Origin of the sequence: Butyricimonas synergistica DSM 23225, from assembly GCF_000379665.1 — a bacterium.
GTDB lineage: Bacteria > Bacteroidota > Bacteroidia > Bacteroidales > Marinifilaceae > Butyricimonas > Butyricimonas synergistica.
Map to the genome: position 1 here is coordinate 1,670,876 of NZ_KB903359.1, position 14,552 is coordinate 1,685,427.

At 44.4% G+C, this 14,552-nt stretch carries 7 protein-coding genes; all 7 read right to left on the reverse strand.

The window, feature by feature from the left end; genetic code table 11:
- Positions 1-11: 11 nt before the first annotated feature.
- A complete protein-coding gene (locus tag A3CY_RS0107300; RefSeq protein WP_240388129.1) occupies positions 12-3,395 on the reverse strand; it encodes a SusC/RagA family TonB-linked outer membrane protein in 3,384 nt (1,127 codons plus the stop codon).
- A 98-nt stretch (positions 3,396-3,493) separates the two neighbouring features.
- Positions 3,494-6,106 (reverse strand): zinc-dependent metalloprotease, encoded by a 2,613-nt coding sequence (locus A3CY_RS0107305; protein ID WP_018337262.1) that lies wholly within the window; start codon positions 6,104-6,106, stop codon positions 3,494-3,496.
- A 42-nt stretch (positions 6,107-6,148) separates the two neighbouring features.
- Positions 6,149-8,728: a zinc-dependent metalloprotease gene (locus tag A3CY_RS0107310; protein WP_018337263.1), complete on the reverse strand. Its 2,580-nt coding sequence runs from the start codon at positions 8,726-8,728 to the stop codon at positions 6,149-6,151.
- 42 nt (positions 8,729-8,770) lie between these two features.
- Positions 8,771-11,458, reverse strand: coding sequence for a zinc-dependent metalloprotease (locus tag A3CY_RS0107315; protein WP_240388130.1), 2,688 nt, complete (start codon positions 11,456-11,458; stop codon positions 8,771-8,773).
- Between the two features lie 111 nt (positions 11,459-11,569).
- Positions 11,570-12,769: a FecR family protein gene (locus A3CY_RS0107320; protein WP_018337265.1), complete on the reverse strand. Its 1,200-nt coding sequence runs from the start codon at positions 12,767-12,769 to the stop codon at positions 11,570-11,572.
- 288 nt (positions 12,770-13,057) lie between these two features.
- Positions 13,058-14,050, reverse strand: a complete 993-nt coding sequence (locus A3CY_RS0107325; protein WP_018337266.1) for an NAD-dependent epimerase/dehydratase family protein — start codon at positions 14,048-14,050, stop codon at positions 13,058-13,060.
- The gene (locus A3CY_RS0107330; RefSeq protein ID WP_018337267.1) at positions 14,050-14,457 is read right to left on the reverse strand and encodes an OsmC family protein; all 408 of its coding nucleotides are present in this window, start codon (positions 14,455-14,457) and stop codon (positions 14,050-14,052) included. The genes A3CY_RS0107325 and A3CY_RS0107330 overlap by 1 nt, the downstream gene beginning before the upstream one ends.
- Positions 14,458-14,552: the final 95 nt, after the last annotated feature.

A 14,552-nucleotide genomic window follows, 5' to 3' on the forward strand; every position in this document is an offset into this window, starting at 1 on the left:
CTGAGCATGATTTAAAAAGTCGCTTTCAATGAAAAATTCATCGTTCTCGCGTAAGGATAACTCAATCCTCGTTCTTGTTTCACGGTACAGAAGCGAGCCAAGTCATTCGCGGCAACTTCAAAACGCAACATACTCAAACCCACTTTCTTCAATAACCTTTGCGAAAAATCATATCCCAAGGTCAAAGAATTTAACGACAAGAGGTTGTAATCTTCCACGAAACGAGTGGATGCACGAGTCATCACGATTGCATTCTTTCCGCTTTCCAGTTTTTTAAATTTAGCCTTATCTCCCGGTTGTTTCCATCTTTGCGATAGTACACGCTTATCCACGTTATTATCATAGATGTCGGCATTTTCCACTTTATTCACCAAGGTCTGATTATAACGTTGCCCCCCGTATTCGTACATGAAGGTTGCATACAAAGACAGTTGTTTATACCTGAAATTAAAACCGAAAGAACCTTGAATATCCGGCTCGGTATCTCCATAATTGATCTGGTCGGCAGAATCCCACTTCGTGGTCAACGTTCCATCTCGTTTCTCCAATATCTCCACTCCTGTTGCCGGATCGATTCCATGGGATTTCACGACGGAAATCGCCGTGGTAGAAGTTCCTTCCTCGTATTTCTTGTACGGCTTGGCTGATTCGGGATTCGTCGCTTTCAACTCCTGGTACATTGCATCAACGCGAGCATTGTAATCCCTCAATGAACTGGAGATTTTCGTCAGTTTATTCTCGTTGTGAGCCAAATTGGCGAAAATGGAAAAGTTCATATCCCGCTTTTTGATAATATTACTGCGTACACTCACTTCAAAACCGCGATTCTGCATCTCTCCCACGTTATCTTTATACGTGGTAAAACCGGTTGAACTCGGGATGGTTACATCATTTACCAAATCTACTGTTTTTTTGTTATACCAGGAAGCCGTCACGTAGAACAACCTGTCAAGGAAACCGAAATCTATACCCAGGTCGGTTGAATAGGTAGTTTCCCAACCGAGTTTCTTATTTCCCATGGCAGTCATCGAGGCTCCCATTCCGGTCTCGTACCACTCCTCTCCATCCACCGTATACACGGTTTTTGCCGCAAAAGGTTCAAAATTCACTTTACCCGTGGCCCCGTAAGTCCCGCGCAATTTCAGTTCATCAATAAAACCGATATTCTTTATAAACTCATAATTGTGCAGGGCAAGACCGGCTCCCAACGACCAAAATAACCCGGTTTTATTGTCCGTCCCGAATTTAGACGACCCATCTACACGCAAAGAAGCATCGAAGAGATACACGTTGTTGTAGCTATAGTTCACCATTCCCAGGAATCCGAACAAACGACTCTTATCATCACTATTGGAAGGTTTTTCGTAAACATCCTGTGCGTAACCGGGAGCACTGAAATCCCCGGAAGGAAAACCCCGGTATATCGTCGACACGCTTTCTCCCGAAGTTGCCGTGGCATTAATACCGAGGGAGAAGTTCACGTTATGTTTCTCTATCGAACGATTGTATGCCAGAATCACATTCATATCCCAGCCTAAACTCTCGGAGGTTGACTCCGTCAATTGTCCCGATACGGAATTAGATATATCCAATTCTTCTTCATTCTTTTTAGACTTCGGGTCAATAAAATTCCGAGTTTTGCTTGATGACTTCGTTACAGTAAATTGCCCTTTTACCTGCAAGTAATTATTAATATACCAGTTAGCACTCAAGTTATTAATCAACTCGTGGCTTTCCGTCCGATTGAAACTTTTCAGATTAGCTTCATACAAAGGATTCCTCAAATCCGAGTCATCCATTCTCGTGTGCCATTGCTCCAATGACCTCATGTAAGTTCCATCACCATTTTTGTACTCGTCATACGGCAACTTGGTCGTGTAATCGGAGAATGTCCCATAAGGCGAATCGGCACTACGAGTTACCCCGTAAGACACGTAATTCTTCAATTGAAAAGATTTGATACGATAATCCAGATACAATCCCATACTGATTCGGTCGCGATAGGATTCTTTCATCACTCCGTCTTCATTATTATATCCCAGATCCACGCCGAAACGAATATCGTCCGTTCCCCCATCTATATACAAACTATGTTTGTGATTGAACGCCGTACGCAAAGGTTTCGATAACCAATAAGTATCTACTCCGCGTATCACATTGTCCAATTTCTTGTTATATTCACGATCCAAAAGAAATTGTTCAGACGCTTTGTCATCTTTGTAAATTCCGGCAGCCACCTCTGTTTCCAATTTCTCTCGTGCGTTCATCAGGTTATAATCCGTTAAATCTGGCATCGTCACCGTACCCGTCATACTATAGGACACGGAAAGTTTACCGGGAGTCGGAGCCACAGTAGTGATTACCACCACGCCGTTTGCCGCACGGGAACCATACATGGCAGTCGCAGCCGCATCCTTCAACAGGGTGATATTCTCGATCCGGTTCATATCCATATCGTATAGTTTAGTCACTGAAATCTCGAAACCGTCCATGATGAAAAGCGGCAAGTTCGGGTTGTCCTTCAAGTTGGATTTTGACAAGGCATCCACATCCAATTCCTTCACCCCAATACCAGAACGACCGCGAATATATAGTTCGGGCACGGCATTCGGGTCGGACCCCCATTCTGTGTTTTCCTGAATGCGAAAAGAAGGGTCAAATGTCTGTAAAGCAGCTAAAACATTGTTTTTAGATACCTTTAGCAACTCATCCCGATCCACTTTAATTGCATTTCCCGTGAAACTTTTCTTATTGATGTTGGCATATCCCGTGATAACCACTTCTTCCATCTCCTTTTTTTCTTCCTCCAAAGTAATAGCCAACGGTTTCTCGTCACTCTTGAGATCATTGCTTACTTTCACTTCTTTCGTTACCATACCCACGAACGACACTACCAAAACGGTAGAATCCATCGGTACGAAAGTAAGTTTAAATTCCCCATTAATATCAGAGGCAACACCCACGGTAGTACCTTTGATCATAATCGTGGCACCGGGAAGCGGTTCACCTTTTGCATCGGACACCTTTCCTTTGATCGTGCGCTCCTTGATTTCCTTTTTCTCTTTCTCATCCGGGGCTTTCAATTTTATCACGATAATATTATTCACGATACTATAAGTGTATCTCGTGTTCTTCAGGCAATAGTCCAGGATCTCTTCGACAGTCGCATCTTTAAATTCTTTCGTCACTGCCGGAATTCTGGCTATTTCCTCGTAGTTATACAAGACATCGTAAGACGTCCGGCTCTTTAGTACATCCAGCACCTGCTCCATCGTTGAATTCGTAAATTTCAACGATAATTGTTGAGACATCGCAGGCGCCACTTTCATCACACACACGAAACAGATTAAAAATACCCATTTCATCAAACGAGTGTGCAAAAAACATTCACGCATCTTTTTTCTAAATTTAAAATTCATATCCACAGGATTTTGTTAGCATATAATTTTCTGTTTTTTAGTAGTCCGGGAATCCCGGACTACTATTCCTATTATTAGATTTTAGGAACATCCTTCCACGAACGAGCCATCAGGAACAATAGATAGTCATAATGAGCACGTGTAGCCGCATCTCCCGTCAATCGCTGTTTCTTTATCAATTCTTTTATCTTATCATACACGGAATACCACAAATGTTTCTGGTTGTCAGCCGCAATATTTTCCACCACCCAGCGGTGCCCGAAAATGCGGTTCTCCAATGCCGCGGCAGCTTCTTCCTCGTCCTCCGGATTTTCATCCAGCCCGGCATTCACGTCCCGGTCTTGCAGGTAATATTGCCCGTACCATCTTGTCCGACCGTTAATATCCACATCATTACGCACGTTAGAAATAAATTCAGCCTGCATCACTCGTTCCGCATCGGTCAAAGCTCTACCTTCCATCGTGGGTTTAAACACCAGTTCATATAAATCCTCGATATATTCCTTCGGGCTATAAGATTGCGGATCACGATGATAAGTCAATGAAATACGTTTTGTCTGGTACAAATCCGTAATCACGTTTTTCTCTTTTACCACGTATGATCTCAAAATCTTCATTGCCTGGGAACCGTTAAAACTAAGATTCTTAATAACTTCTTCCTTATCCAGCCAGTCCAAATCTTTCAGTTGGGCAATCACGAACTTCAACGAAGCCCGCTGTATATCTTTAGGAACAACCGTGAGCACAGGATTCGGATCTCCCACGAATGCCTCGTTCAAATAGAATGAACCAATATTCCGGTACACGTTGAACAAATAGCCTTTCAGTTGCGCCACGATAAAACGATACATATCGTTCCGGTAAGAAAAGTCAACGTCTTCCCCATCCATCCACTCATCCATGTGCTCCATGATATATTGCAGATTTTTGATCCCGTAACCGCTCGCTTTTATCGCATCGTCACCCAAATCATAAGCCAAACCGGAAGGGTCGAAAGTCGTCAATAAATATTGTTCCGGGGCAAAACGATACATCGGGTCACCCGCTTTTTCAGAAATCCAACCGGAAACGACCTTGTATTCTTCTTCCGGGGTAGCAGCTTCAAACACCGGTTGGTAAGCCACCTTTATCGCATAATAATCATAAGTACCTAACTTCGGATCCAAAGCGACGCCTTTATCTTCGGGTTGAGCCACGTAATTAAATCCCACGTTATCCATCACGGAAGCCGTAATGCCATATTCCCGCGTAAATGAAGCAGAACGCAACGAATCTGTCGGGATGGCTGCCGACCCTGCCATATTATTGGTTAACCCCAAAGCGTGCCCAATCTCGTGACGTACTGCCGCCCGAATGGATTCGCCTTGCAACTCGTCGGACAATTTCAAATGACGGGCTCCTTCATCCACTTGCGAAGTCTGCACGAAACGTTGAATATTATTCCATTTCAATAAATCGTGGAACAAGAACAGAGAGGCGTTCTTTATTTCTCCGGAACGAGGATCCACCCAAGAAGCATCTCTCATCATGGTAACCACCCCCGAGGGTACATAACGAATCGTATTGTACTTCATATTATCCGGGTCAAATTCGGCATCATCCGTCGGGTATTCCTTCACCTGTATGGCATTCTTGAACCCGATCGCTTCAAAAGCCTTATTCCAATCACATACACCTTCCGCAATATAAGTCCTCCATGCCCGTGGGAAATTCGGGTCTAAATAGAACACGATAGGCTGTGTCGGTTCCGTCAATTTACCTTGTTTGTAAGCCTCCACATCCGAAGGTTGCAAATTCCAACGCTCCATGTAATGAGTTTCCACGGAACGGTCAACTTTTGTCGTTATATTCTCCCGAACAGAAGTAGCAATCCCGATTCTCGGGTCTGCCAAACGGGGACGCATAGCCGGTTCTTCCGGTAACAGCATGAACGTACGGTTTACTTTTGCCGTCAAAGGTTCATCTTTAGAGATAACATATTGACCCCCGAGCACGAGGTCAAACCAGTATCCCAGGCAGGAAACGATAGAAACATTGTCATCAAACGCCTTGGTACTTACCAGATAGGACAACTCCTTCTTGAAATTCACGTATTGTCCGGCACGCCCGTACTCCTGGGCACGTTTTCCGTAGCAGAACGGGGTCATATCTTCATCATGTCCCACCAGGAAATCGGTCATATCGAACACGACAGCCGTACTGTCCGCATTATAAGCCATCACGGGGAACGACTTGATAATCGGGTGAATACTATTGATGCGAATAGCCTCCTGCACTCCATCTTCCTTTGAATCGGAATACAATGGTACTTGTCCGTTGCGGCTCACTTCCCGCATCATCAGCATACTGTCCTGCAACATGAACGTGAAATGCTTGGGAGCCGATCCCATCAATCCTACGATACCGCTCCCCATATCCGAGGTTTCCACGATCTTAGACCCCAACAGAAATTCCCTTCCCAACAATGCCACCGGCATCTCGAAATAGATCTTACCGTCCACCATATGCAGCGTCAAAAAGCCTTTCTTCGTGTCAACTTTTTTATTTTTAAAAAGCTTATCATATTTGCTCAGCTTTTCCGTTTTTTCCGCCTGCACCTTCTTTTTATCCTTTTTTCCGGCAGCAGAAACATCCATGAAAGCCGCCAGTCCAAGGACTATCATGAATAAAATAAAACCTCTCTTCATCTGTTTATATTTTAATTTTCTGTTTTTACAATAAATCTTTACTTACTTCCAATTACGCACGTCTTCAATCTTTTCCAACAAAAAGCCATAGTGATTCCGGGTTTCGAACGAACTTCCATTCATTTTCGACTCCATCAGTTTCTGCACACGCACGAGTAAGGCGTGCCACAAATGAGCCTGATTATCGTTTGACACGTTCGTCACGTAATATTGGAACCCGAAACCTTGCACAGGAGCCAACGGGGATACCTCCTTTGCCAATGTCTCCACTTGCCTCGGCTTTTTTCCACGCCCGCCACCTTCCAGATGATTGGGAATCTTGATTTTCCTCATGATCTCGCACACGACCTCGTATTGCAACATTCGCTCGGCTTTTGTCAGATTCCTTCCTTTCAGCGTGGAAGCCCACACGTGCGCATATATATCATCCAAGTATTCCTTCGGGGAATAGCTGTTGTTATCCCGGTAATACCCTAAAGACACCCGTTTCGTGTTTACCAAAGCCTTGGCAAACATTTTCACGATCTTTTCCGACTTGGGCGTTCCCACAGTCAGATTCTTCGTCACTTCCGGGGCATCAATCCAATCTAACGTTCGCAATTGATCCATCACAAAAGCGGCTGAACGTTTCTGCATATTTTTCGGAACCACGCTAAATGTAGTTCTCCCGTCCCCCACGAAGCTCTCGTTCAGGTAATACCCCCCGATATTCCGGTAAGCATTTTTCAAGTAGCCGACAAATTGGTCAACAATATTCTTGTAAATCTCGATACGATAATCGTAATTGTGATCCACTCCATCTAGCCAACCATTCATATGTTTCAATATATATTGCAAATTCTTGATCCCGTAAGTCCCGGCTTTCACCGCATCATCCCCCAAATCTTCCATCAGGGCGCTCGGGTCGTACTCATCGTACGGTTGTTGTTTCCCGTACCGGTACATCGGGTCATTTGACTTCTCCGCTATCCAACCTTGAACGACCTTCAATTCTTCTTCAGCTGTTTTGGCTTCCGGAACAGGTTTATATCCCACGGCAATAGCGTAATAATCATACACACCCAAATCCGGAGGAGTCAATTTCACTCCTTTATCACCTGGCTGAGCCACATAATTATAGCGGGCATAATCCATGATCGAAGGTGTTGTCCCATACTTTTGCGTGAAAGCCGCATTTCGCAACGAATCGACCGGATAAGCTGCCGAGGCTGCCATATTATGCATTAATCCCAGGCAATGCCCCACTTCATGAGATATAATATAACGCAGACTCTCGTACATCACATCCTCCGGTAGTTTATTCGTACGCACCCGCTCGTCCAACTGGGAAGTCTGCACGAAACGCATATCGTTCACTAATTTGATAATATCATGATATACAAACACCGAAGCATTCATAATCTCTCCCGTGCGAGGGTCTATCCAAGAGGGCCCCATGGCATTCTCGATACCGATCGGGGCATAACGCACGCAAGAATACTTCAGGTTCTCCGGGTCAAATTCCGGATCGTCCGTCGGGAAATCCCGTACTTGCACGGCATCTTTAAAACCGATCTTCTCGAAAGCCTGATTCCATACCAGAATACCTTCGCGAATGGCTCCTTTCCAAGATTCCGGGAACAAATTATCCACGTAAAAAACAATCGGCTTTACCGGAGCCACGAGTTCTCCCCGTTGATATTTTTCCATGTCTGAAGGTTGCAAATTCCACTTGTGGATAAAATAAGTCCGGTTACTCCGGTCTATCTCCATCCCGAAATGCTGAAACGAGGAAACAAAATACCCTACCCGGGGGTCGGCAAGACGCCAACGCATCTTGTCTTTCTCCTCCGGCAACATGATGATCGAACGGGTAACTTTCATCGTCACCTGTTCCTCGTGCCGGTAAGCAGAATTTTTACGGGTCAACACTTCATGATAAGTCAACACGGAAGTGATAGAAACATTATCCTCGAAAGCCTTAAAAGAATCCAAGTAAGACAATGCCTTGTTCAGCGTTGCCTTCCGCTCCAGATTCCCGAACCCAGCAGTCAACCCATAAGGATCGAAAGGATCCAGCCTTTTATAATCCCCCAGAAAGATATTAGTCACCTCAAACACCACGGTCGTCGTATCCCGGTTATAAGCCGCTATTTTAAAGGATTGCATGATCGGGGTCAACGTGCTTTTTTCCACGGCTTCTTTCATTCCGGCTTCATCCGCATACACGTTCGGGCGACTTGCGTTCGTCACCTCCTGCATGTACAATGTACTGTCAATAATATTAAATTTCACGTGCAAAGGATCAGATGCTTTCTGTCCCACCAGCACATTACCGTTATTACTGATCTCAGCAACAGCCGTCCCGATCAGAAATTCCCGGTTCAGCAAGTTCATCGGCAATTCAAAGTACAACTTCTTCCCGATCTTGTGAATCGTGACCAGTCCTTTTTTCGTTTCCACCTTCTTGCCCCGGAAAAGACGATCGTATTTCACGGAACGTTTCCGAACCACGGGAGCCTCCGTCTTTCCCTTCTCTTCTTTCTTTTTTTCCCTAGCGGCAACCGTATCGGTTCCCACCCCGGCTGTCAGAAAAAAGAGCCCGATCGACCAGACTAAAACCCTGTATATATTTATCTTCATCTTCAAATTCTTAAAGAATTAATCATTCAAAAACAACACGCATTACTTCGACTTCATGAAATCATTCACAATAGAAAGCAGATAAGCGTAGTGGGCACGAGTTTCATACGAACCGCTATTCTTCCTTTTTTCCATTACGTCCTTCACCTTTGTCAACAACTGGTAATACAAATGATGATTATTATTCGTCGACGTATTAAATACATAGAAAATATAGTCAAACCCGGCACGCTCATTCAATTCTTTATTCCAACCTAACGTGTTGAAGTAATTCAACATATCTTTAGGGTAATTGCCAGACACGGCAGGGGTATTACCCAGCCAGTTGAACATATTCCATTGCTCGTATTTCGGCATTGGCAATGAGGCACAACAAGAACAAGTAGTCAACGAATGCATACTATGATCCATCTCGGCAGCCAACACCTCATCCATTTCACTTCTCGGGGTCAACGGATCGGCACCTTTTATCACGTTCTTCAAAATCTCCGTTTGCAGAATCCGCTCGCTCTCGGTCGGGTTAGTTCCCTTGATAGCCGAAGACCACACGCTCTCGTACAAATCCGTCAGGTATTCTTCCGGGGAATAAGCATTTTTATCCCGGTACACGGCTAACGACAATCGTTTCGTGTTCAACAGGGAAGCGGCTTGATTTTTCAAAATCAAACGAGCCATTGATCCATCCAGCGGAAGATTCTTCACGACCTCGATATTATCCAACCAATCCATATCTTTCAATTGCTCGAACACGAACTTGGCAGAACGTTTTTGAATTTCTCTCGGGACAACTGCCGAAGTGGAATAAGGGTCACCCACCATGTGCTCATTAATATAGAAACCACCGATATTAATCTTAGCATTATAAATATAGCGGGCATATTGTGATGCTATCGCCTTGTAAATATTATACCGATAAGTATAGTCCGTATCCTGTCCGTCCAACCACTCGTTCAAGTGATTCATAATGTATTTCAAATTCTTGATTCCGTACTCCCCGGCTTTTACCGCATCGTCACTCAAGTCTTCCGTCAAAGAAGTCGGGTCGAATATACCGTAATACAATTGTTGTTTCCCGTAGCGATACATGGGATCACCCATCTTATCGGCAATAATTTTATTCAAATAAGGGACTTCATCTTCCGATGTTTTTGCATCCGGGAAGAAACGATACCCCCAATCGATAGCATAGAAATCGTACACGCCTAAACGAGGAGGAGTCAACGCTATACCTTCATCTTCCGGTTGCGCAATATAATTGTAACGCGCGTAATCCATGATGGACGGGGTCGTCCCGTACTTCGCCATAAACTCTTTATCCCGGTATTTTTCCGTAGGAATCGAAGCCGAAGAAGCCATATTGTGCATCAGTCCCAGGCAGTGCCCCACTTCATGAGCCACGATATAACGCATACTCTCTTCCAACACGTCTTCCGGCATCTTCATCGTGCGCACCCGAGGATCCACTTGGGAAGTCTGTACAAAACGCATATCATTCACCAACTGAATCACATCATGATACACAAATACAGATGCTTGAATAATCTCGGCATTACGTGGATCGACCCAAGAGGGTCCCATGGCATTCGCAATCCCGATAGGAGCGTAATAAATACAATTGTATTTCAGGTTAGCAGGATCAAATTCCGGATCATCCGTCGGAAAATCCTTAGCAGCCATCACATTTTTAAACCCAATTTTCTCGAAAGCCTTATTCCACTCCAAAACAGCTTCACGAATCGGTTGCTTCCAAGCCTCCGGGAATTTATTATCCACGTAGAAAACAATCTGTTTCACGGGTTCAACCAATTCACCCCGTTTATACGCTTCCACATCTTTCGGGCGCACATCCCATTTATTGGCAAAAGTAATTGTCTTCACTTCGTCCGCATCTTTCGTCAACTTCTCTTGCGAAGAAGTAAAATACCCGATACGAGGGTCAGCAACACGGGCGTGCATGACAGGTTTTTCCGGTAATAAAACAAACGACCGATTCACTTTTATCGTCACGGGTTCCTGGTAAGCCACCACCACGATTCCCATGTACAACAAATCCTGCACGTAACTCAAACTAGAAGTAATAGACATATTATCTTCAAACGATTTAAGCTGATCGACATAGGATAAATCTTTTTTGAAAGCAGCCCGCCGGGCACAAGCCCCATACATCGCTTTCTTACCGTTCGGGTCAAACGGATCGAGCCGCTTGTTATCACTTACCAAGAAATCGGTCATATCGAACACAACCGCCGAACTATCGGCATTATACGCCATCACCTTATAGCCCTCCATCACGGGACATCCCACTCCCTGAGCCAAAGCGTTCAGCACCCCTTCTTCCGTGTAATCCGTGTATATCTGGCGGCGAGCCCTGTTGGTCACTTCCCGCATCTCCACTGTACTATCCCGCAACGTGAACTTTATATGCAAGGGTTGTTTTACCTTCTGTCCAACTAAAGCATTACCATTATCACTAATCTCCGAAACCGTAGAACCCAACAACATATCCCTTCCCATCAATTTCATGGGAAACTCGAAGTAGACCTTTCCGTCCACCTTGTGAAGGGTTACCATACCGCATACAGTTTCCACCTTCTTCCCTTGAAATAGCTTCTCGTAAGGGGTTACTTTCTTCTCTTCTACCTTCTTCTTCTTTCTCGTTCCGGCATTCAGCGGCTCTGCCAATGCAAGAACAACAAAACAGGTAATAATAAAACCAAAAGTTTGTCTCATAACTTTCATCATTAATTTTATATTAAAACATACAATACTCCCACACAACGAGTTTTCACACTCGAGGCAATTACTTAATCATATAGAAACTATAATTTCACTCCACTAGCATCATTTGCTTTCCCTCGTACCATCCTTCATCACAACTACCGTATTTCCTTTTATTTGAAATTTAATATCCGTTGTCTGCTCCAGCAAACCTAAAACATCACTCAAATTCGTGTATTTTGGAAGAGTTCCCTTGAAATGATAATTTTTCACACTCTCGTTCATGTAAAAAATATGCACATCATACCAACGGGCGATCTTTCTTAAGATAACATCTATATTCTCTTTATCAAACTTGAATACATTTCCCATCCAAGCCGTGTAAACATCGATATCCACTTTCTTCACTCTCGTTTGATAATTCCTATAAAACGCCTGTTCCCCTGGCACTAACAAGACTTTCTGTCTATCAGACGTTACTTCTACCTTTCCGGTCTTTAACGTGGCATGAGAAAAATCATCATCCGCATAATTCATCACATTGAACGACGTCCCCAGCGCCCGCACAGAAAAATCCTTTGTTTTCACAATAAACGGTTTGCCAGGATTCTTCGCCACGTCAAAGAATGCCTCTCCTTCCAGATAAACTTCTCTCGTCTTTCCCTTGAAATTTACAGGGTATTTCAGGCGGGAACGAGCCCCGATCCATACCTTTGTCCCGTCGGAAAGTTGCATATAAAACTCTCCTTTCGTGGGAACATACAATGTATTATAAATTAATTCCTTTGTATTATCATCAATGCCATTTTGATAAATCAACCCGCTATCCTTGCTTGAAATCAGCATCCCGTTCCGCTCATTCAGCATCACGTTCGATTTATCCAGGTCAACCGTACTCCCGTCAGACAAATGCAACACAGCTTTCCGCTCGCCATGCGAAATCACGGTTGCTATATCCAGCTCCTTCTTCTCCTCGAAAAGCAACTGATTCAAGAGATACACGCCCCCGACCAGCAAAGGCAATATTAAAATAGCGGCATATTTCAACACTCGTCCGAAACGAAGACGCCGATGTCGTTCCTCTAGCATTGCCTTTTCCTTCAAAAATTCGTTGAATGCAGCCTGTTTGTCAATCGTTTGGTAAATTCTCACCTTACGAGCCAATAATCCTTCTTCCTGCAAACGTCCAAACAATCGCTTGTTCTCCTCCGAAGCATTCAGCCACCCGTCCACCGCCTCACGTTCCGTGTCGGACGCTTCCCCTGAAAGCACACGAGAAATTGCCAAGGATATTTTGAATACTTTTCTATTTGACTGCTCCATAATTTTATTATTTATATCCATTATACACTTAATATCCCCAAAAGGGGGTATTAATTCTCAAGTTTTTTTTATCTCTCGAAGTTTTTTTTGTTTTTCCCTTCTCAGAATCAGCGAAAATGGCAAAAAAACTTATCTATTGCGATTCTACGCAACGCAAGTCACGCAATAAATAAAATATCCACGAACACGCAAAAACATTTGCAAGTATCGCAGTCAGTAAGCTTGGCTTCCACTCCCCAAAAGACAATTAAAGAGAATTAACAAGAGATATAGACCCAGGAAAATATTTTACAGATCCCGAAAGAATCGGGCTGTCTCTTCCAAAGTATGAAAACGAAAATCAGGTAATGCCTTCAATAATTTGGCACTCGAGTAACGGGATTTATTCTGGGAAGAACGGGCAGTTTCCCGGGTAAAGGCAGGCTTCTTTCGGGTAAACCAAGAAACGAAAGCCAACAAACGCCAGGCAAGCGAAGTCATCCAAGGCGCCATACGAATATAAGGCACTCGCTTTCCCGCAGCACAGGCGATCACCGTGAACAACTCCTTGTAAGAATAATTCCCCCCGCAAAGCACGAACCGCTCTCCCCGGATGGAAGAAGTTTCCGTCAAGCGGATCATTGCCTCGCAAACATCCCTCACGTCCACGTACCCGTTCACGCCATCGGTATAAAACGGCATCCCTTTCCGGACTTGTTCAAACAATTTGGCACTACTGCGTCCCCGAAGCCCCGTACCTAATATAATAGCCGGATTCACGATAACGGCATTCAATCCTCTCCCCACGTATTCCCATACGATCTTCTCGGAAGCCCCCTTGCTACCCGAATAGAGCGAATGCACGGAACCCGGAATCTCGGGCGTATTCTCGTCAATGGCCACACTCTCGTCAGGAGCATCCCCTAGAGCAGCAATAGAACTCACGAAACACAAACGCACGCCCCATTGCAGGCAAAGGGCACATATATTCTCCGTTCCCCGAATATTTGTCTGCATCAAAGTATGCCGGTCACTACCATTAAAAGAAACCATTGCGGCACAATGGTACACGGTGTCGACCTTCTCCACGCACGAAAGTAAAGATCCCTCATCCAGCACATCACCGACAACCCACGTCACCCGTGATGCAGCCTCTTCCGGCGAAGAAAAATAACGAGAGAAGAGAGCCATAGTCTCCTCGATACGGCTCTCTTCCCTTTTTAATGCTATAATCGCCTCGCCCGGACGAGCCAGGTGGCATAACAAATGGCTACCCACTAACCCGGTAGCCCCGGTAACCATTACTGCCAATTAAATACGAAGTTTTGTTTCACATCAGGATGCAAGCTCAAATGCACAGGACAAGTATCTGCCACACGCTCGAGAATCTTTTTCTCTTTTGCCGTGTATTCTTTGGCGGGGAAATTAAAAATCACATCAATTTCAGCAATACGGCGAGGTTCTGCCGCCATCTTCTTGGTAATCTCGATTTCAGTACCCGTCAGGTCAATCCCGTTATTCTTGGCATAAATTCCCATGATTGTCATGGCGCAAGCTGCCAATGAAGTTGAACACAAATCAGTCGGGGAAAAAGCCTCTCCCTTGCCATTATTATCTGTCGGCGCATCCGTGATAATAGTTGTTCCACTCTGTAAATGCGTGCATTCCAAACGCAAATCTCCTAAATATTTTGCTTTTACTGTTGCCATAATCTGCTTTTTTATAATTAATCTCCCAAAGGTAATAAATTCCCGACAGCTTTACAACGGGGAAGTCTTTTTATCTTCATCAAATCGGCAATTAC